Origin of the sequence: Rhizobium sp. PEPV16, from assembly GCF_008919455.1 — a bacterium.
In the GTDB taxonomy this organism is placed as follows: Bacteria; Pseudomonadota; Alphaproteobacteria; order Rhizobiales; family Rhizobiaceae; genus Rhizobium; species Rhizobium leguminosarum_Q.
Map to the genome: position 1 here is coordinate 21,531 of NZ_VSZV01000353.1, position 18,629 is coordinate 40,159.

At 60.5% G+C, this 18,629-nt stretch carries 21 protein-coding genes and 1 pseudogene; 15 read left to right on the plus strand and 7 right to left on the minus strand.

What is annotated here, in order from left to right; translation table 11 throughout:
• Window positions 1-8 precede the first annotated feature (8 nt).
• Window positions 9-755, plus strand: a complete 747-nt coding sequence (locus FY112_RS32245; protein ID WP_151520213.1) for a helix-turn-helix transcriptional regulator — start codon at window positions 9-11, stop codon at window positions 753-755.
• An 82-nt stretch (window positions 756-837) separates the two neighbouring features.
• Here the strand turns inward: FY112_RS32245 and FY112_RS32250 are convergent, their stop codons facing one another.
• The 6 genes from FY112_RS32250 to motA all read right to left on the minus strand — a co-directional run bounded on the left by FY112_RS32250 (window position 838) and on the right by motA (window position 6,145).
• Window positions 838-1,281, minus strand: a complete 444-nt coding sequence (locus FY112_RS32250) for a hypothetical protein (protein WP_017958982.1) — start codon at window positions 1,279-1,281, stop codon at window positions 838-840.
• Window positions 1,282-1,286: 5 nt separating this feature from the next.
• On the minus strand, window positions 1,287-2,366 hold the full coding sequence (gene flhB, locus FY112_RS32255) for a flagellar biosynthesis protein FlhB (protein WP_065282643.1): 1,080 nt from the start codon (window positions 2,364-2,366) through the stop codon (window positions 1,287-1,289).
• Between the two features lie 233 nt (window positions 2,367-2,599).
• The gene (gene fliG / locus FY112_RS32265; protein ID WP_017958984.1) at window positions 2,600-3,640 is read right to left on the minus strand and encodes a flagellar motor switch protein FliG; all 1,041 of its coding nucleotides are present in this window, start codon (window positions 3,638-3,640) and stop codon (window positions 2,600-2,602) included.
• Window positions 3,641-3,668: 28 nt separating this feature from the next.
• Window positions 3,669-4,256, minus strand: a complete 588-nt coding sequence (fliN, locus tag FY112_RS32270) for a flagellar motor switch protein FliN (RefSeq protein ID WP_151520215.1) — start codon at window positions 4,254-4,256, stop codon at window positions 3,669-3,671.
• A gap of 65 nt (window positions 4,257-4,321) precedes the next feature.
• Complete coding sequence (locus tag FY112_RS32275; protein ID WP_151520216.1) at window positions 4,322-5,272, minus strand: FliM/FliN family flagellar motor switch protein; 951 nt, start codon at window positions 5,270-5,272, stop codon at window positions 4,322-4,324.
• Window positions 5,273-6,145, minus strand: a complete 873-nt coding sequence (motA, locus tag FY112_RS32280) for a flagellar motor stator protein MotA (protein ID WP_011650470.1) — start codon at window positions 6,143-6,145, stop codon at window positions 5,273-5,275.
• Between the two features lie 254 nt (window positions 6,146-6,399).
• On the opposite strand from motA, the gene flgF reads away from it, so the two are divergent.
• From flgF to fliP, 13 genes are all read left to right on the plus strand, one after another.
• Window positions 6,400-7,134 carry a flagellar basal-body rod protein FlgF gene (gene flgF, locus FY112_RS32285; protein ID WP_017958987.1) on the plus strand — a complete coding sequence of 245 codons (735 nt, stop codon included), beginning with the start codon at window positions 6,400-6,402 and terminating at the stop codon, window positions 7,132-7,134.
• A 116-nt stretch (window positions 7,135-7,250) separates the two neighbouring features.
• Window positions 7,251-8,651 carry a flagellar protein export ATPase FliI gene (fliI, locus tag FY112_RS32290; protein WP_151520217.1) on the plus strand — a complete coding sequence of 467 codons (1,401 nt, stop codon included), beginning with the start codon at window positions 7,251-7,253 and terminating at the stop codon, window positions 8,649-8,651.
• Window positions 8,652-8,653: 2 nt separating this feature from the next.
• Window positions 8,654-9,196, plus strand: a complete 543-nt coding sequence (locus FY112_RS32295; RefSeq protein WP_020048479.1) for a hypothetical protein — start codon at window positions 8,654-8,656, stop codon at window positions 9,194-9,196.
• A 267-nt stretch (window positions 9,197-9,463) separates the two neighbouring features.
• Window positions 9,464-9,856 (plus strand): flagellar basal body rod protein FlgB, encoded by a 393-nt coding sequence (gene flgB / locus FY112_RS32300; RefSeq protein WP_017958990.1) that lies wholly within the window; start codon window positions 9,464-9,466, stop codon window positions 9,854-9,856.
• A 4-nt stretch (window positions 9,857-9,860) separates the two neighbouring features.
• On the plus strand, window positions 9,861-10,277 hold the full coding sequence (gene flgC, locus FY112_RS32305; RefSeq protein ID WP_003545531.1) for a flagellar basal body rod protein FlgC: 417 nt from the start codon (window positions 9,861-9,863) through the stop codon (window positions 10,275-10,277).
• A gap of 2 nt (window positions 10,278-10,279) precedes the next feature.
• Window positions 10,280-10,621, plus strand: a complete 342-nt coding sequence (locus FY112_RS32310; RefSeq protein WP_028743724.1) for a flagellar hook-basal body complex protein FliE — start codon at window positions 10,280-10,282, stop codon at window positions 10,619-10,621.
• Window positions 10,622-10,640: 19 nt separating this feature from the next.
• Entirely contained in the window at window positions 10,641-11,429 is a 789-nt protein-coding gene (gene flgG, locus FY112_RS32315) for a flagellar basal-body rod protein FlgG (RefSeq protein ID WP_003545534.1), read from the plus strand.
• A 17-nt stretch (window positions 11,430-11,446) separates the two neighbouring features.
• Window positions 11,447-11,929, plus strand: a complete 483-nt coding sequence (gene flgA / locus FY112_RS32320) for a flagellar basal body P-ring formation chaperone FlgA (RefSeq protein WP_003545535.1) — start codon at window positions 11,447-11,449, stop codon at window positions 11,927-11,929.
• Window positions 11,926-13,047: a flagellar basal body P-ring protein FlgI gene (locus FY112_RS32325; RefSeq protein WP_003545536.1), complete on the plus strand. Its 1,122-nt coding sequence runs from the start codon at window positions 11,926-11,928 to the stop codon at window positions 13,045-13,047. Before flgA ends, FY112_RS32325 begins: the two co-directional genes overlap by 4 nt.
• The gene (locus FY112_RS32330; protein ID WP_012756064.1) at window positions 13,044-13,586 is read left to right on the plus strand and encodes a MotE family protein; all 543 of its coding nucleotides are present in this window, start codon (window positions 13,044-13,046) and stop codon (window positions 13,584-13,586) included. Before FY112_RS32325 ends, FY112_RS32330 begins: the two co-directional genes overlap by 4 nt.
• Entirely contained in the window at window positions 13,583-14,299 is a 717-nt protein-coding gene (gene flgH / locus FY112_RS32335; RefSeq protein WP_011650477.1) for a flagellar basal body L-ring protein FlgH, read from the plus strand. The genes FY112_RS32330 and flgH overlap by 4 nt, the downstream gene beginning before the upstream one ends.
• A 12-nt stretch (window positions 14,300-14,311) precedes the next feature.
• Window positions 14,312-14,818 (plus strand): flagellar basal body-associated FliL family protein, encoded by a 507-nt coding sequence (locus FY112_RS32340; RefSeq protein WP_151520218.1) that lies wholly within the window; start codon window positions 14,312-14,314, stop codon window positions 14,816-14,818.
• Window positions 14,815-15,552, plus strand: a complete 738-nt coding sequence (gene fliP / locus FY112_RS32345) for a flagellar type III secretion system pore protein FliP (protein WP_017958995.1) — start codon at window positions 14,815-14,817, stop codon at window positions 15,550-15,552. The genes FY112_RS32340 and fliP overlap by 4 nt, the downstream gene beginning before the upstream one ends.
• Window positions 15,553-15,695: 143 nt before the next feature.
• On the opposite strand, the gene FY112_RS32350 is transcribed toward fliP, so the two are convergent.
• On the minus strand, window positions 15,696-17,669 hold the full coding sequence (locus FY112_RS32350; protein WP_181018316.1) for a glycosyl transferase: 1,974 nt from the start codon (window positions 17,667-17,669) through the stop codon (window positions 15,696-15,698).
• A gap of 431 nt (window positions 17,670-18,100) precedes the next feature.
• Between FY112_RS32350 and FY112_RS32355 the strand changes: the two are divergent.
• Window positions 18,101-18,629: pseudogene (locus FY112_RS32355) on the plus strand (flagellin); the annotation flags it as partial.

Consider the following 18,629-nt stretch of genomic DNA (forward strand, 5'->3'; position numbering starts at 1 on the left):
GGGGATCCATGGGCTATCCAGCAGGCAGGACGATGAGCAGCGCCGAGCAGCTGCGCACGGTGCGTGTGAACAGGATTTCCAGCCGGTCCGACCTTTTTCCGCGGCTGATCGCGATGCAGAAGCTCGCCGATGCGCAAGGCTTCGCGATCTTCCGCGTCAGCGGCTCGGGCCTTCCGGCAAAGCAGAGGCTTGTCTGCGAGCTCGAGAACTGGGGGTCTTCCAATGCCGGTTTCGGCAAGGCCTTCACGGATGCCTACGGCGATATTCTTCTCGATCATATCGACAAGTCGCTGCTGCCGCTCTCATGGGCCGGCGGTTACGACCGTGCGGCACCCGGTCCGGCAGACTTCTCGGCGTTCATGACGCGACTGCAGGACGGTATTCTGCCCTTCTCCGGACTTGCCTTTCCGGTGCGGCTCGGCGCCGTCGGCAATGGTTTCATCCTTTTCACCGGCGATGAGATCGATCCTTCGAGCGATACCATCGTCGAGCTGCACGGTCGCTGCTGCCACATCATGATGGACCTGCTCTCGCTCGACGAACGCCGCACGGCTGCCGCCGAGGCGCTCAGCGAACGCGAGATCGCCTGTCTGCAGCTTGCCGGCGATGGCCGCATCAGCGAAGAGATTGCCGACAAGCTCGGCCTGTCCGTGCACACCGTGAACGCCTATCTTGGCTCGGCGACCATCAAGCTCGATTCCGTCAATCGTATCCAGGCGATCGCCAAGGCGATCCGGCTTGGTTATATCAGCTGAACTCGCGCGCCGTCCGTTGTCCGCTATAACGCTTTTGAATTGTTGTCCAAGGCGAATGAAGGCTCGGTTGTCCTGAAAGAAATCAGCCGGCCAGCGCCTGCGGCGGCTGGTTGACGCTGTAACGCGCTTCCCGAAGGCTCTTTTTGAGGAAGATGGTATTCTCGTCAGGATCGGCCGAGGGCTCCTGGAAAGCGATATGGCTGATCTCGATGCCGGCGTGATCTTCGGCAAGCGTGAGCTGCGCGTAGACGGTGACGCCGCGCGGCTTGATTTCCAGATCGAGAACGACTTCGGGTTTGCCGCCCCACTCCAGAGTATAGTTGCCGCCCAGGCCGAAATTCACCGTGCCCGGATGAAAGAAAAGCTCCGCCGCCGAAGCGACGAGATCGGAAAGATTGCCGTAATACTCGAAGCGCAGCAGTGAAATAAGGTCAGAAGCATCCAGAAGGCGCAGTTCAGTAGCGACCGGGCTGATCGCGTCTGCGAGGATCTTTTCACGCTGGGTAGAGTGGGGGCATTTTTTCATTCGGCTTATCTTACCCGTTTGTTCTTGGCGTCCGCAGCGTAGACCCGGTGGATGAGCTCCGCTACCGCCTTATAGAAGACTGACGGGATGACACTATCGATCGAGACTTGCGCAAACATGGAGCGCGCAAGTGGCGGATCTTCGAACACCGGTATGCCGTTCTTCTCGGCGATCTCCCTTATTTTGAGCGCAATCAGGTCCTGACCCTTGGCCAGCACCACCGGCGCGTCGTTCTCTTCGCGCGCGTAACGCAGCGCCACCGCATAGTGCGTCGGGTTTGCAATCACCAGCGTCGCGCGGTCCACGTTGGCGATCATGCGCCGGCGCGCCCGGTCGCGCATCAGCGAGCGCTGTCGGCTCTTGACCAAGGGATCGCCCTGCGCCTGCTTGTTTTCTTCCTTCACTTCGTGCCGCGTCATTTTCAACTCGGTGAACCAGTGATGGCGCGTCCAGAAAAGATCGGCGATCGCCACGATCGCGGTGGCGATCAGCATGACGATGATGATCTTGCGCATCGCCGCCATAATCCGCACCAGGATCGTCTGCGGATCGGAGAACATCGCGTCGATCGAACCGAAATATTCGCTCCTGAGCACGAAGAACAGGATCACCCCGACGACGACCACCTTGAACAGCGACTTTCCGAATTCGACCAGGCCGGGCAGGCTGAAGAGCCGTGACCAGCCTTTGATCGGCGAGATACGCGAGGCCTGCGGGCGGATGCGCTCAAGCACGGGCGTCGGCAGGTTCTGAAAGACGGAGGAGGCGACGCCGAACACCATGAACAGGATGAAGGCGGGCGCCACCAGCGCCGCACTTGCCCAGCCGATCCGGACGAACAACGCCAGGACATCCGGTCCCGTCTCGATCTTCCACTGGTCGGGCTGCTCGAAGATGTCGCGCAGCATTTCAGTCATGCGCCCGACACTTTCTGGAAGGAAGAACACCAGATAGATGAAGGTGGCGAGGATGGTCGCAAAGATCGACAGTTCCCGCGAAGACGGCACGTTGCCCTTTTCCGCGGCATCGCTTTGCTTTTTCGCGGTTGGGGCTTCTGTTTTGCTGTCCTTGTCATCGTCTGCCAAGTCGCGGCCCTCCGTCAAAGAAACAGGCCGCAGCCAATGCATGTCGGCCAAAAACGTGCAGCGCTTTTGGGATGACGACGTGCATCAGGACAAAGACCTAAAGCGCGTCGCAAGAACCGAGTTCTATGCGACGCGCTTTAGAGCACGGTCTATTGCTGGAAGGGTAGTCGTCTGTGGCACGGCGATCAACAGCCGCCTTTCGGCATACCGGATTTGTCAACAGTCTCGACGTGTTAGGCGGCCGCCGAAGCGTTGCCTTCCTTTTCCTTGAGCTCGATCTGGCCGGAATTGGCCAGCCGAATCGCTTCCTGCGCCACGGCGCGGCGGGCAATCGCGATCTCGCGCGGATTGACGCCGCCCATGCCGCTCTGCAGATCCGATTCGATCATGCGGCGCTGGCGTGGGCTGATGGCAGAGAGAACCGATTCGCGGATCTCGGGCGGCGACCCGCGCAGCGCGACGGTGAGCACGTCCGCCGAGATGTCGTTGAGCAGCATGACGCGGCTGCGCTGCGGCATGTACATGAGGTCCTCGAACAGGAAGATCTTCGGGCGAACCTTGTTGACCGACTCGCGGCTGATCGATTCGAGCGAGCTGAGCAGCGTGTCGACCTGCGGCTTGTCGAGCTCGTTCATGAGATCGGCGACCTTCGTCGAGCCGGCTGCATTGCGCTCTGCCTCGACCTCGGCAAGCAGCGTCATGACCTGGTTTTCGATGATCTGCGCAGCCTTCGGGCTGACCGCCTTCATGTTGACCGTTCTGTTCATGATGTCGGCGCGGCGGTTGTCGGGAAGCTGCAGCAGCACCTTGGCGCCGAAGGCGGAGGGCATCATCGAAAGAATATAGGCGACGGTCTGCGGATGTTCGCGCAGCAGGAACTGTGCCACGAATGTCGGCTCCGCCTCGCTGAGGCGATCCCAGATCGAGGTTTCGTAGGCCTGGAATGCGGTGCGGCGGCCGAGCAGGCTGTCGACCTCGTCGGGCGTCAGGCCTTCTTCAAGAATGGCCTCGATCGCCTTGGCGTTGTCCATCAGCCCGGCGCCCTCAGTGAAGAGGTCTTCGAACTCGGAGACGAGCAACAGCAGCTCGTCCGGCGGAATAGCGCGCAGCGACTGGGCGGATGAGATAATGGTCTGCAGTTCGGCCTGGGTGAAATATTTCAACAGCCGGCCGGCGACGCCCTTTCCCATAGCGAGAAGAACAGCCGCCGCCTTTTCAGCCTGGGTCAACGGTTTCCCGGCTAGTGCGCCGCCGAAATCGTCAAAGTCCATCATGGTCTAACCTCTCCGTCCCACACAGGGATCAGGCTTTTTTCGTACTCAAAACTTCAATCAGTTTCACACCGAATCGCGTGTCGTCGTTATCAAGCACCGTAATTTCACCGCGGGCAATCCTGCGGCCATTCACCATGATCTCGACCGGTTCACCGATCTTCTTGTCGAGGGCGATCGTCGCCCCTTCATTGAGGTTCATCAGGCCGGAGACCTGCATGCGGCTGGTGCCGAGCATAATCTGGACGTCGATCGGGATGTCCATGATCAGGTCGAAGTTGGAATTCAAAGCGCTGCCGAGCGGGGCCGGCGACGCCTCGAAGGAGGGGCTGCTGCCGAAATCCATGCCGGCTGCCGGGCTGGCATCGCCGCTGCCGAAGTCGCCGCCGAAATCATCGCCGCCGAACGGGGTTTCCGAAGTCTCGCCGCCAAAGGCCGCCAGGTCCGTTCCTGCTGCGAACGGATCGCTCTGCAGGTCGCCGCCAAACTGCGATAGGTCGCCATCGGCATCCTGCTTCAGCACGCCGCGCAGATCGTCGATCGCCTGGTCGAGATCGGCTTCGCTGCCCGGAAGATCCAGGGAGAGGTCGCTGTTCTGCTGTGTTTTCTTCGTAGCCATAAAATCACTATTCCAGTTGAAACTTGCCTCAAACTGCCTTTGCAGCCCAAAAGCCAGAGAACCGATTAATTCATTAAATGACGGATGAGCTCGTCATCCGAGTTCATCGTATCCTTGACGCGGACCATGTAGTTTTCGCCTGAACGCCCGAACTCGCACACATACAATTCCTTGCTGTTGGCGCTGACCTCGACACGCACGTCGCCGTGGTCGCGGAACGGAATGACGTCGCCGACCATCAGCTTCGATATCGTGCGCAGCGTCAGGTCCTGCAGCCTGATCTTGGCCTCGAGCGTGACATGTGAGCGGCGGACCTGGTCGCCGAGCTGTTCGGTCCATTCTGCTGAGTTGCTGCTGGCCTGGCGTTTCGGCTTCGGCGGCGTCACCTTGGTCTTGAGCAGTGCCGTCTGCGGAACGATCAACGAAAATTCCGAAACGATGCCGGCAAGCGTGATCGACATGTTGATGGCGGCCGCGAATTCATCCGGACGATCCTCCTGCGGCCGGGCGCGCATGTCATGGGCGTACGGAGCCGAAAGGCTCGGTTCGAAACCGCCCGGCGCGTTGACAGCCGATCGCAGCACCTTGGCGATCTTGTCGAAGACCATGACCGCCAGATCGAGCTCGATGATCGACAGCAGCCGGTCGGCCGGTTCCTCGATCGTATCGGCTGTGGCGCCGAGCAGATGCTCCATCAGCGTGATGACGAAGCCGTTGCCGCAAGCAAGCGTAATGTTCTGCGACCAGTTGCGCAGCGTCGCGTCGACGAGTGTGACGTTCGCGCTCAGGTCTTCGATGAGGTGGTTCTTATAGCCAATCTCGCAGCCGAGATAGTTGACCGTCACGTCGAGACCGGTCTCGCTTTTGATGACGTCGGGAAAGAATTCGCTGTAGATTTCCCCGAAGGAGCTGCAGATCTTGGCGACCCTGCCTCTGTCGCCAAGCCCGCCTGTCAGCTTGGCGAGAAGGGAAGGATCCATTGCCGGTTTGTCATGCGAAGCATTGCTCATAGTCATTTAAGCCGCCTTGTTTTCGCCACCTGGGTTCATCATTTCCTGCTCGACCGCATCGATGGACGGACGCTCGTAAGCCGAGATCGTCTTGCGACCGTATTCGAGAGCGACCTGCGGTACCGAGCCGTTCATATAGGCAAGCAGCGTCTGCTTGACGATGACGTAGAGGCGGTGCTGCTTGTTGCGCACGACCTTGATCTGGGAGACCAGCGGCGAGCAGACGCAGTAGGACAAGAGAATGCCGAGGAAGGTGCCGACGAGCGCCGAGCCGATCAGGTGACCGAGCACTTCGGGCGAATCGTTGATGTGGGCCATCGCCTTGATGACGCCGAGAACGGCCGCGACGATACCGATCGCCGGGAAGGAATCGCCCATGATCTGGATCGCGTGGTAGGGCTTCATCTTGTCGTGCATGATGGTGTTGAGCTCTTCATCCATCAGCGCCTCGATCTCGTGGCTGCGGGCGTTGCCGATGATGATCAGGCGCACGTAGTCGCAGATGAACGCCGTCAGTTCCTTGTTCTTCAGGACAGTCGGAGCCGATTGAAAGATCGTCGATTCGGCCGGATTGTCGATATGGGCTTCGATTTCGTTTCGCGACTTGGTGCGCAGGTCACGCATCAGCGAATAGAGCACGCCGAGCGTATCGAGATAGTTACGTTCCTTCGGCACGGCATGCTTGAAGGCTTCGCCAAGCGCCTTGCCGGAATCCTTCACGACCTTCATCGGGTTCGCCATGATGAAGCTGCCGAGACCGGCGCCACCGATGATGACGAATTCGAAGGGCTGGAACAGAGCGTTCACGTCGCCGCCCATCGCCATGAAGCTGCCGATGACACAGCCGCAAGTCACTATAAATCCGATAATGATGTTCATCGTCAGCCCAATCTGAACGTTGCTTTTCATTGAGACCGATAGGGTTTCTGCCTTGCGTGAGGCTGATGAAAGGCCCGCTCGCGAGGCATTTCCGCGTGCCAGCTTCGCGCAAGCATCTGCCGTCAGTCTAAAGGGGACGAATGGGTGTCCGCGCCCGTTTCTGAGATGCCGCCTCAGCGAAATCCCGGCCGAACCACATAAGACGAGGCCCGGCTTTTCGTTCCGTTCATCGCCAATGCTTGGAGCTTACCGACATGCAATCCGGTCTTTATGTTTCTCTGTCGTCGCAGATGGCCCTCGAAAAGCGCCTGACCACTATCGCAGACAACATGGCGAACGTGAACACGACCGGTTTTCGCGCCACCGAGGTGAAGTTCGACGAGATGGTGGCAGCCACCAAGAACAAGCTGAACACCAAGGTCGCCTTCGTTTCCCAGGGCAACGACTACCTGAACGAGGGAAATGGCGAGTTGCAGCACACCGGCAACATGCTCGATTTCGCCGTCAAGGGTGATGCCTGGTTTGCGCTCGACACGCCGGCCGGCCGGGTTCTGACACGGGACGGCCGCTTTACGATCAAGGATACCGGCGAACTCGTCTCGATCCGCGGATACCCGGTTCTTGACGCCGGCGGCGCGCCGATCCAGCTCAATACGACGGGCGGCGAGCCGGCCGTCGGCACTGACGGCATCATCTATCAGGGCGGCCGCCAGATCGGCTCGCTCGGCCTGTTCGAGGCCGATGTCAGCAAGGGTTACCTGCGCTACGAAAACAGCGGCATCATGACCACCGACCAGCCGCGCGCCGTCGTCGACCGCTTCAATGTCGGTGTCGAGCAGGGTTATCTCGAAAACTCCAACGTCAACGCCATGCGCGAGATCACCCAGCTGATCGAAGTCAACCGCGCCTTCGAAAGCGTCTCGTCGCTGATGCGCGACAGCGAGGATTCTTTCAAGGAAGCCGTCCAGACGCTTGGGGGCAGCCGCTAATGCATGTCGCCCAAAAGTGTCCGGCGGTTTTGGGAGAACGATATGAAGAACAAAGATCCAAAATACGTCGCATGCAGCAAGCTGCACGCGACGTATTTTAGGGCGGGATTTGAAGCATGAGCACCACGCTACTATCAGTGGACGGTCTTTCTCCGAAGCTGGCGCATCTGGCGGACCTCGTCGACCGATACGCATCGCCGGAGTTCGCGGTTGCCCATGGCGGCCGCGTGCAGACCATCGCTGCCGGCCACTACACGGTTCACGGTCTCTCCCGCCATGTTCGTCTCGGCGAGTTCGTGGCCCATAAATCGGCCACCGGCATCCATCTCGGCGAGGTCGTGCGCGTCGAGCCGGAACTGATCTATGTCTGCCCGATCGAACCCGGCGAACCGATCGGTATCCATGATACCGTCATCCGCAAGGGCGCCTTCCGCATTTCACCGACGGACAGCTGGTGCGGGCGCACCGTCAACTCGCTCTGCGAGCCGATCGACGGGCTGGGTCCGATCACCGAAGGCCTCGATCGCCGCTCGATCTCCAATACCGCGCCGCCATCGATGACCCGCAAGCGTGTCGAGACCGGCTTCAAGACCGGCGTGCGCGCGATCGACATCTTTTCGCCGCTCTGCCTCGGCCAGCGCCTCGGCATCTTCGCCGGTTCCGGCGTCGGCAAGTCGACGCTTCTGTCCATGCTCGCCCGCGCCGATGCCTTCGACAAGGTTGTCATTGCGCTCGTCGGCGAACGCGGCCGCGAAGTGCGCGAATTCATCGAGGATACGCTCGGCAGCAATATGAAGAAGGCGATCGCGGTCGTCGCCACCAGCGACGAAAGCCCGATGCTGCGCAAGATGGCACCGCTGACGGCGATCACTATCGCCGAGCATTTCCGCGACAAGGGCGAGAACGTCCTCTTCATCGTCGATAGCGTCACGCGTTTCGCCCATGCGATCCGCGAGGTGGCGACCGCCTCCGGCGAGCCGCCGATCGCGCGCGGTTATCCCGCCTCCGTTTTCACCGAGCTGCCGCGCCTCCTGGAACGCGCCGGTCCCGGTCCCGAGGGCGCCGGCACCATCACGGCGATCATCTCGATCCTCGTCGACGGCGACAATCACAATGACCCGATCGCCGATTCGACCCGCGGCATTCTCGACGGACATATCGTCCTGCAGCGCAGTCTCGCCGAAGAAGGGCGGTATCCCCCGATCGATCCGCTCGCCTCGATCTCGCGTCTTGCCCGCAAGGCCTGGACACCGGATCAGGAAAAGCTGGTATCGCGGCTGAAGGTGCTGATCCATCGTTTCGAAGAGACGCGCGACCTGCGCATGATCGGCGGTTACCGTCAGGGGGCTGATCCCGATCTCGACATGGCGATCAAGCAGGTGCCGATCATTTACGACGTCCTGAAGCAGTCTCCGGGCGATCGCGACTCGCTCGACGCTTTCGCCGATCTCGCCGGCGCGCTCAAGGCTGCAGCCGGCATGGGCAATCAGGGCGCCCCTATTCAGAGGAGAGGCTAGACGTGGCTGATTTCGACGACGAACGTATCGCTTCCCTGAAACAGCGCAGGAAGGCCGCCATCCTGGATCGGTTTCTGACCTTCTCCGGCCTGGCGCTTGCCGGCGCCTCCGCCTTCTTTCCCTGGTACGTCTTCTTCAACGCGGACAAATTCGGCATCAATGTCGCCGCCAGCGAGAATTCGCGTGAACTGCCGGATTGGCCGGCCCGCAACGTCTTCAGCGTCTCGCCGCTTGCCATGGTCAACAAGAACGAGGCGGACAAGAAGGCCCCGCCGATTGATCCGCTGACGACGGCGACGGTCTCCGATCTCGGCAAGGAGCGTGATGGCCGCGCCATACAGGAAGACCAGCCTTTCCCCGGCAAATCTTCCTTCCGCCTGCTGCATGTTTCCAACGGCCGGGCGCTGATCGAGGATCCCTCGGGCATGTATGTGGTGCGCATCGGCTCGATCCTGCCCGATGAAAGCCGCCTTGCGACACTCGAGCAGCGCGACGGCAAATGGGTGATCGTCACCTCCAAGGGCGAGATCTACCAGAACAATTGAACCTGTCCGCAAACGCCGAAGGCAACTGGGGCTCCGCCGCGAACCGGCCGGAGCCCCTGTTTTTTATTCCGTCATTCCTTCGATCAATTCCGATTTAGGGAATGACGCAGCAATTCAAAGAGTTACAGCGTTCTTGCATGTCCGAAAGACGCGCGGCGCCGTCATCGCGGCGGCCTTGGCCGAAAACTGCCCCGAAGCCTGAATTCCCCGTAAGTCCCACGCAAGATTACCGCACTAGGTTCGGGACAGTAAAAACGGAGAGTTCTCATGCAACCGATCCAACTTTTCGACTTGGCTTCGCGGCAGGCGGAATGGCTGACGATCCGTCAGCAGGTTGTTGCCGGCAACATCGCGAATGCCAATACCCCGAAGTTCCGCGCCAAGGACGTTACGCCCTTTGATGCGGTGCTCGACAATTCCGATATCAACATGGCGCGCACCAATCCGGCGCATCTCAGCGGCAACGATTTCAGCGACAGCGGCGATATCGACGTCAAGGACGCCGCGCTCGACCAGGAAATCGGTGTCCAGGAATCCGGCAATACGGTCGGTTTGGCCGAGGAGCTCTCCAAGTCGGGCGATATCAAGCGCCAGTACGATCTGAACACCTCGCTAGTCAGTTCCTTCAACCGCATGATGTTGATGACGGTCAGGAGGTAAAGTCATGGATCCGCTTTCAGCAGCAATGAAAATCGCCGGTTCCGGGCTCGAGGCGCAGTCGACGCGCCTGCGCATCGTTTCGGAAAACATCGCCAATGCCCGCTCGACCGGCGACACGCCCGGTGCTGACCCCTATCGCCGCAAGACGATTACCTTCGGCCAGCAGATGGATCGCAGCAACGGCGTCGAGACTGTCGGCGTCAAGAAGGTCGGCGTCGACGAAGGCGACTTCAGCACTGAATTCGACCCCAGCAATCCGGCTGCGGATCAGAAGGGCGTCGTCAAACTGCCGAACGTCAATATCCTGGTCGAGATGGCCGACATGCGCGAAGCCAACCGCTCGTATGACGCCAATCTGCAGACCATCAAACAGACCCGCGATCTCATCTCCTCCACGATCGACCTCCTGAAGAGCCAATAATAATGATCAGCAGCGTCCAGAATGTCAGCAACCTTTCGATGACCCGTGCGCTCGGCGCCGTCGATACCGAAAATTCCGCCTCGTCATCTGCCGCCACCATGCCGGGCGCCGCAGGTGCGGCCAACGGCATGAGCTTCGCCTCCGTCATGGGCAACATGGCGAGCGATGCGGTCAATAGCCTGAAGGGTGCGGAAAGCATGTCCTTTGCCGGTATCAAGGGCACGGCGACGACGCGTGAAGTCGTCGATTCCATGCTCCAGGCCGAGCAGACGCTGCAGACCGCGATTGCCATCCGCGACAAGGTCGTCTCGGCCTTTCTCGAAGTCACCAAGATGCAGATGTAACTGATTTGAGGACGAACACATGAGAGCGCTCGCCATCGCAGCAACGGGCATGGATGCCCAGCAGACCAATCTGGAAGTCATCGCGAACAACATCGCGAACATCAATACGACCGGTTTCAAGCGCGCCCGCGCCGAATTCTCGGATCTTCTCTACCAGACCGAACGTGCCAAGGGTGTCGCCAACCGCGCCAACCAGGCCGTCGTTCCGGAAGGTGCCAATATCGGCCTCGGCGTCCAGACCTCGGCGGTCCGCAACCTGCATCTCCAGGGCGAACTGACCCAGACCGGCAACGATCTCGACGTGGCGCTGATCGGCAAGGGCTTCTTCCAGATCCAGTCGACCGACGGTACGACGCTTTACAGCCGCGCCGGCGCCTTCAACAAGAACGACCAGGGCCAGCTCGTCACCATCGACGGCTACGAGGTCCTTCCCGGCATCACCATTCCGACGGGCTCGACCGAACTGACGATCAGCCGCTCCGGCCAGGTCTCGGCCAAGCTGCCGGGAGCGACGGAGGCGACCGAACTCGGCCAGTTGACCCTTGCCGACTTCGTCAACGAGGCGGGTCTCCAGCCGCTCGGCGACAATCTCTTCCAGGAAACGCCGGCCTCCGGCGAAGCCGTCATCGGCAATCCTGACGAGGAAGGTTTCGCCTACATGAAGCAGGGTTACCTGGAATCTTCGAACGTCGACCCGGTGAAGGAAATCACCGAGCTGATCTCGGCCCAACGTGCTTACGAAATGAATTCCAAGGTGATCACCACCGCTGATGAAATGGCCTCCATCGTCAGCAAGAACCTGAAGTAAAGGGAAGGGCCGAAAACATGATGTTTTGCCGGGCAGGACACATCTCAGGATGGGTGGCAGCAGCCACGATCGCAGTCGCGGGCATTTTCCTGCCCGCGGACGTGGATGCCGGCATGGGTTATGCCGTCGTCCCGACGACGATCATCTACCCCGGCGACACATTGTCGTCGAGCCAGCTTCAGGAGGTCGAGGTCACCAACCCCAACCTCGCCGGCGACTATGCCAAATCCATTTCCCAGGTCGAAGGCATGGTTTCCAAGCGCACGCTGTTGCCGGGCCGCACGATTTCGGTTTCGGGTCTGCGCGAGGCCTATACGGTGACGCGCGGCTCTTCGATCCGCCTGGTCTTATCGCTCGGCGCGATGACGATCTCCGCCGCCGGCACGCCGCTCGAAGACGGCACGATCGGGCAGGTCGTTCGCGCGCGCAATATGGACTCCGGCGTTATCGTCAGCGGCACGGTGCTTGCGGACGGCACGGTCCATGTGAGGGCAAAATGAAATTGTTCTTCCGTTTCGTCACCCTTGTCGCGGTTCTCGCCATGAGTTTGGCTGATGTCGCGCCCGCCTGGGCGCTGACCTCCCGCATCAAGGATATTGCCTCCCTTCAGGCCGGGCGCGACAACCAGCTGATCGGTTATGGCCTCATCGTCGGCCTGCAGGGAACCGGCGACGGCTTCCGTGCCTCGCCCTTCACCGAGCAGTCGATGCGTGCGATGCTGCAGAATCTCGGCATCTCGACGCAGGGCGGCCAGTCCAACGCCAAGAATACCGCGGCCGTGATGGTCACCGCCAACCTGCCGCCCTTCGCAAGTCCCGGCAGTCGTATCGACGTGACGGTGAGCTCGCTCGGCGACGCGACGTCGCTGCGCGGCGGCACGCTCGTCATGACCTCGCTTTCCGGCGCCGACGGCCAGATCTATGCCGTCGCGCAGGGCGCTGTCATCGTCTCCGGTTTCCAGGCGCAGGGCCAGGCGGCGACCGTAACCGAAGGCGTCACCACCGCAGGCCGCGTGCCCGGCGGCGCGATCATCGAACGTGAACTGCCGTCCCGCTTCAAGGACTCGGTCAATCTCGTCCTGCAATTGCGCAACCCAGACTTCTCGACGGCGATCCGTATCGCCGACATCGTCAACGGTTATGCCTCGGCGCGCTTCGGCGGCCCGGTCGCCGAAGCCAAGGATTCGCAGGAAGTCGTGATCCAGAAGCCGCGCGCGGCCGATCTCACCCGGCTGATGGCCGACGTCGAAAACCTCATCGTCGAAACCGATACGCCGGCCAAGGTGGTCATCAACGAGCGCACCGGAACGATCGTTATCGGCTCCGACGTCCGCGTCTCGCCGGTCGCCGTCAGCTACGGCACCTTGACTGTCCAGGTCACCGAGACGCCGCAGATCATCCAGCCCGAACCCTTCTCGCGCGGCCGGACTGCCGTGCAGCCGCAGACCGATATCGCGGCCGAGCAGACTGGCGGGCGCGTCGCCATCATCGACGGGCCAGATCTCAGGACCCTTGTCGCCGGCCTCAACAATATCGGTGTGAAACCGGATGGCATCATCGCCATTCTCCAGGGCATCAAGTCGGCAGGCGCCCTGCAGGCGGAGCTTGTGCTGCAATGATTGATATCATCAACCCTGACATGACGGTTCTGCAATTGCTGCGCCGGCTGGCGCTGCCGGCCGCAGGCCTCGTCCTTCTGTCGATCCCCAGCGCCTTCGCGCAGGAACATGCGCCGGCAGGCGACATCACCTCCCAAGACGAGATCAAGCAGTTCTGCACCAACATTGCAGAGCCTGCCCGCGACCAGCGTTATCTCCTGCAGAAGCAGGAGCTGGAAAAGCTTCGCGCCGACATCGACGCCCGCATGGCGGAAATGGACAAGCGCAAGGCCGAATACCAGGACTGGCTGAAACGGCGCGACGATTTCCTGAAGCAGGCGGAAGCCGGCCTCACTGAAATCTACAGGAAGATGAAGCCGGATGCGGCCGCACTCCAGTTGCAGGATATGAAGATCGAGGTGGCCTCCGCCGTGATCATGCGGCTCGGCCCGCGTCAGTCGAGCCTCATCCTCAACGAGATGGACCCTGAGAAAGCCGCGGTCATCGCCAGCGTCATCGCCAGTGCGTCCGATCCCAATACGTCGAAGGATCCTTCATGAATATGCGTTTCCCGGCCGCGATCGCCGCCCTCGCACTCCTTGCAGGTTGCCAGTCTCCGACGGCGGTCAGCGAGATCGGCCGAGCGCCTGCCATGAGCCCGATCGGCAGCGGCCTCGCCTACGGCCAGACGCCGCAGATGGCGCTCTATCCGAAGCAGCCGCGCGCCGTGGCGCAGGGCTATTCGCTGTGGAGTGATTCGCAGGCTGCCCTCTTCAAGGATGCACGCGCGCTCAACGTCGGCGACATCCTGACCGTCGACATCCAGATCAACGACAAGGCCTCCTTCGACAACGAGACCAACCGCAGCCGCACGAATTCGAGTGGCATGAACTGGGATGTCAACGCCCAGATCTTCGGCTGGACGCCCGAGTCGAAGACCGACCTGACTTATGGCTCCGACACCAGCACCGACGGCAAGGGCAAGATCGAGCGCACCGACAAGCTCACCCTTCTGGTCGCCGCCGTCGTCACCGGCATTCTCGAAAACGGCAACCTCGTCATATCAGGCTCGCAGGAAGTCCGCCTGAACCAGGAACTGCGCATCCTGAACGTCGCCGGTATCGTTCGCCCGCAGGACGTCAATGCCGACAACCAGATCTCCTACGACAAGATCGCCGAAGCCCGCATCTCCTATGGCGGCCGCGGCCGTCTGATGGAAGTGCAGCAGCCTCCGCGCGGCCAGCAGGCCGTCGATCTTTTCTCGCCGCTTTGAGGCTGAACGACGATGGCAGAACCAGACGCAAGCGCAGGTCAATCGCAGAAGAAATCCGGCTCGCTGATAACGATCATCGGCATCGCCGTCCTGACCCTGCTCGGCGCCGGCGGCGGCTGGGCGGTCGGCACGATCGTCGCGCCCAACATCAAAGGGGCCAAGGAGGTCGAGCAGGCCAAGGATGCGGAGGCGAAGAAGAAGGCCGAGGAAGGCCTGGCGCGCATCTCGACCGAGGCCAACAACGTCGTCCAGCTCGAGCCGATCACGTCGAACCTCGCCTACCCTTCAGAAAACTGGGTGCGACTCGAAGTCGCGCTGCTGTTCAACGGCCCTCCGGATGTCAAGGTTTCCGAGGATATTCACCAGGATATCCTCGCTTATATCAGGACCGTTTCCCTCCAGCAGATCGAGGGACCGCGGGGCTTTCAATATCTCAAGGATGACATACAGGAACGTGTTGACCTTCGCTCGCAAGGGCGGGTATCGAAGGTCATGTTCAGGACATTTGTCATCGAATGATTCGTCTCATAGTTTTCCTTGCCGCCATGATGGCGGTACCGGAACTGGCGGTGGCACAGCAGCTGCCGACTGACTTGTTGAACGTGCCGGTCGATGGCTCCGTCGCCGCCTGGATCATCCGCACATTCGGCCTGCTGACCATTCTTTCGGTCGCGCCGGGCATCCTGATCATGGTGACGAGCTTTCCGCGCTTCATCATCGCTTTTTCGATCCTGCGTTCAGGGATGGGCCTCTCCTCGACGCCCTCCAACATGATCCTCCTGTCGCTGTCGCTGTTCATGACCTTCTACGTCATGTCGCCGACCTTCGATCAGGCCTGGCAGAGCGGCGTGCAGCCGCTGCTTGCCAATCAGATCAACGAGACCGAGGCGGTCCAGCGTATCGCCGAACCCTTCCGCACCTTCATGGCGGCCAATACCCGCGACAAGGATCTGGCGCTCTTCGTCGACCTGGCGCGCGAACGCGGACAAAATATCCAGACGACCGATCCGATCGACTACCGCGTGCTGATCCCGGCGTTCATGATTTCCGAGATTCGCCGCGGCTTCGAGATCGGCTTCCTCGTCGTGCTGCCGTTCCTCGTCATCGACCTCATCGTCGCGACCATTACCATGGCGATGGGCATGATGATGCTGCCGCCGACCTCGATCTCGCTGCCTTTCAAGATTCTCTTCTTCGTGCTGATCGACGGCTGGAACCTGCTCGTCGGCAGCCTGGTGCGCTCGTTCAGCTGACCGGCTGCTGCCGCTTGGATTTTTCGCCAATGAAAGAACCCGTCGGATTGCTCCGGCGGGTTCTTTCATTATGCAGCAATTCAAGGTGCCAAGCGTCCTTTACGCCTCTGAAAGACGCGCGGCGCAGTCGTGGTCGAAAAGTCTCACTCGGCCGCGAACGGTGCCGTGCGCGGCGGCAGCGCCGGAATATCCATGTGATCGGGTGCAAGACCCTGCTTGGCACGCTCGGCCATGATTTCATAGGCCTTCTCCAGATGGTCACAGAACCGTTCGGCATCGAAGAGCGGCGCGATATAACGCTTCTCCCTGAGATGCGCCTTGTATTCGGCGATCCGCCCGGGATTCTCAGCCAGTTCGACAGCCATATCCTCATAGGCCTGCAGGTCGGCTGCGACGAGATCGGGCAGATCGATGGCCCTGAGCAGGCTCTCGCTGACGCGTGAAGCAAAGTTCGTGCCCTTGACGGTCAGGACCGGCAGGCCGCCCCAGAGCTGCTCCGAGGTGGTCGTATGGCCGTTGACGGGGAAGGTATCGATGCCGAGGTCGGCTGCCTGCTGGCGGTCGATATGTTCTTCGTAAGGGGCGCGCGGGCAGAAGATGATCCGCTTGGGCGAAATGCCCGCCGTCTGGAACTGCTTCAAGAGGTTTGCCTGGTTACGCGGCGTATTCGCCATCAGCCAGAGCACGCTGTTCGGCGCGCGCTTGAGAATGCGGCACCAGCTGTCGATCGTCTCCGGCGTGATTTTGCGGTTGCCGTTGAAGGACGCGAAGATGAACGCATCTTCCGGCAGACCGAGCTGCTCGCGGGTGACAGGACGCGGCTTCGGACGATGCATCGGGTCGTTCGGCTGGTAGCTCTCCGGCAGCCGGCAGAATTTCTCGTGATAGAAGGGCTTTGCCGCCTCGGGCAATACCGAATGGTCGCCGATGACGTAATCGAGGTCGATATTGACCGTGCTGCCGGGAAAACCGAGCCAGCCGACATGCACCGGTGCCAGCGGCAGGTTGAAGGCCGTGGCGCGGCTGCCTGATGTATGGCCCTTCAGGTCGACCATGATGTCGATATTGTGCTCGCGCACCACTTCCAGCACGGCCTGATCGGAGAAGCCGTGAACGGTGACGATCCGGCCCCAGCGGCTGCGGTCGGTAGTATTGTGCTCGAGGTACTCCGGGCCCGTATGGCAGAAGAGCGTCACATCGAACCGGTCCTTGTCGTGCAGTTCAAGGATGCGCTGCAAGAGCTTCATCGTCGCGTGGCTATCCCAGAAGTCCGATGACATGTAGCCGATCCGGATCTTGTCCGACCAGCTGTGCGGCTGGCTGCGGCGGAAGGACACCCGTTCCGGGTTGAGGGGTGCGAAGCCGATCGTCGCATACCGGTTGAAGTCCTCGTTGCCGCACCAGTGCAGGTGATAGAACGGGTTGTCCTTGCGCAGGATCTCGACATCGCCCTTTGCGAGTGCAGCGTTGATCACCGCCTGATGTTTGCTAGCCTCTTCGAACTCATTGAATTCGCGGGCGAAAACCAGATGCAGGAAGCGGAATGCGAGATTGCCGGGAAACCGCTTAAAGAGGTTGCGCGAGAGGCTCTGGTTGGTTGGGTCGTTCAGATCGTCGCTGAGAAGCAAGGCCGCCAGGCGCATATGATCGGGATTTTGGCTTTGCGACAGCACCGTTTTGAACGGCCGGATGATATCCCGCTGCTGGCGCTTCAGATAGATCGCGGTGATGATGAAGGCAAGCTCCGGGTCTTCCTGCGCCTTGGCGAGGTTTCGCATGGCGATCAGCAGAGCATCGTCCTCGTTGCCGGTCTCGTAATGCAGTTTGGCAGCCTGTTTCTGGTATTCGTAGGAATTCGGTCCTTCACAGTTGCCGGCCAGGCCATAGGCTTTCGCGGCATCGGCCTTGAAGCCGAGCTGCAGGAGGTTCTTGGCCAACAGCGCATAGGTCTTGGCGTCCTGCTGGATATCCATCAGCTGATTGAGCGTCGCCAAGGACTGTGTGTAGCGGCCCATTTGGTAATCCTTGGATGCCGCAGAGAACGAAACTTTGCTGTTCAAAACCCAACTCCGTGAAGGAAATGTTCTGGCATGGCTGTCGATCGCCGAAGCGCGCACGGACCGTCCTCCCAAAAACGGGGGTCAGTCCGATGATGCTATCCCGGCATCTACCATACTGTCATTCGAAGCTTGCTTGAAACCGGTGGCGCGATGAGCGCCTGCTTTGTTCGGAAAGCCTCGACTGTCCCAGGAAAGCGCTCCTTTCGCCGGTAAAGTTCTCTTTTGCCGCTCGAATTCGGATGCCAAAAATTATCTTCAACAGGCATTAACTAAGCCTTGTGAGAAGGCATTAACTATGCCCCGCAAGGAGCCGGCCCGGGGTCTGTATTTTTAAGAAGTTGGCAAGCATTGGCTGCGAAATTGCCCTGGACATGACGGGTTTGGGCCAAACAAAAAGGCGCCGAGTAGCATGAAGCTGGTCCGTCATCGCCGGTACTATAGTCCGGTATGTCCTCCTTTTTGTATCTAGTTTTCCAGGGGACAGACTTATGACAAGCATTAACACCAATTCTTCCGCACAGGCCGCTCTCCAGACGCTGCGTAGCGTCAACCAGGGCCTCAACCAGACGCAGAACCACGTTTCGTCGGGCTATCGCGTCGAAAAGGCTTCCGACAACGCTGCCTACTGGTCGATCGCAACGACCATGCGTTCTGATAACAAGGCTCTCTCGGCCGTCTCCGACGCTCTCGGCGTAGGCGCCGCCAAGGTCGACACCGCCTACACCGCCATGGACAGCGCCATCGACGTCGTCACCGACATCAAGGCCAAGCTCGTTGCCGCAACCGAAAGCGGCGTCGACAAGGCCAAGGTCCAGGAAGAAATCGGTCAGCTGCAGCAGCAGCTCCTGAGCATCGCTCAATCGGCTTCCTTCAACGGCGAAAACTGGGTGGCTGGTGCAGCCGGCACCAAGAGCGTCGTTTCCTCCTTCGTCCGCGACGGTTCCAACGCCGTTTCGATCAAGACGACCGATTACGTTCTCTCGAACACCTCCACCGGCAACGTCCTGTTCGGCATGA

Coding starts and splice junctions, on each gene's coding strand:
- FY112_RS32245 (WP_151520213.1), top strand. CDS start 9: ATGGGCTATCCAGCAGGCAGGACGATGAGCAGCGCCGAGCAGCTGCGC.
- FY112_RS32250 (WP_017958982.1), bottom strand. CDS start 1,281: ATGAAAAAATGCCCCCACTCTACCCAGCGTGAAAAGATCCTCGCAGAC.
- fliG (WP_017958984.1), bottom strand. CDS start 3,640: ATGATGGACTTTGACGATTTCGGCGGCGCACTAGCCGGGAAACCGTTG.
- fliN (WP_151520215.1), bottom strand. CDS start 4,256: ATGGCTACGAAGAAAACACAGCAGAACAGCGACCTCTCCCTGGATCTT.
- FY112_RS32275 (WP_151520216.1), bottom strand. CDS start 5,272: ATGACTATGAGCAATGCTTCGCATGACAAACCGGCAATGGATCCTTCC.
- motA (WP_011650470.1), bottom strand. CDS start 6,145: ATGAACATCATTATCGGATTTATAGTGACTTGCGGCTGTGTCATCGGC.
- flgF (WP_017958987.1), top strand. CDS start 6,400: ATGCAATCCGGTCTTTATGTTTCTCTGTCGTCGCAGATGGCCCTCGAA.
- fliI (WP_151520217.1), top strand. CDS start 7,251: ATGAGCACCACGCTACTATCAGTGGACGGTCTTTCTCCGAAGCTGGCG.
- flgB (WP_017958990.1), top strand. CDS start 9,464: ATGCAACCGATCCAACTTTTCGACTTGGCTTCGCGGCAGGCGGAATGG.
- flgC (WP_003545531.1), top strand. CDS start 9,861: ATGGATCCGCTTTCAGCAGCAATGAAAATCGCCGGTTCCGGGCTCGAG.
- FY112_RS32310 (WP_028743724.1), top strand. CDS start 10,280: ATGATCAGCAGCGTCCAGAATGTCAGCAACCTTTCGATGACCCGTGCG.
- flgG (WP_003545534.1), top strand. CDS start 10,641: ATGAGAGCGCTCGCCATCGCAGCAACGGGCATGGATGCCCAGCAGACC.
- flgA (WP_003545535.1), top strand. CDS start 11,447: ATGATGTTTTGCCGGGCAGGACACATCTCAGGATGGGTGGCAGCAGCC.
- FY112_RS32325 (WP_003545536.1), top strand. CDS start 11,926: ATGAAATTGTTCTTCCGTTTCGTCACCCTTGTCGCGGTTCTCGCCATG.
- FY112_RS32330 (WP_012756064.1), top strand. CDS start 13,044: ATGATTGATATCATCAACCCTGACATGACGGTTCTGCAATTGCTGCGC.
- flgH (WP_011650477.1), top strand. CDS start 13,583: ATGAATATGCGTTTCCCGGCCGCGATCGCCGCCCTCGCACTCCTTGCA.
- FY112_RS32340 (WP_151520218.1), top strand. CDS start 14,312: ATGGCAGAACCAGACGCAAGCGCAGGTCAATCGCAGAAGAAATCCGGC.
- fliP (WP_017958995.1), top strand. CDS start 14,815: ATGATTCGTCTCATAGTTTTCCTTGCCGCCATGATGGCGGTACCGGAA.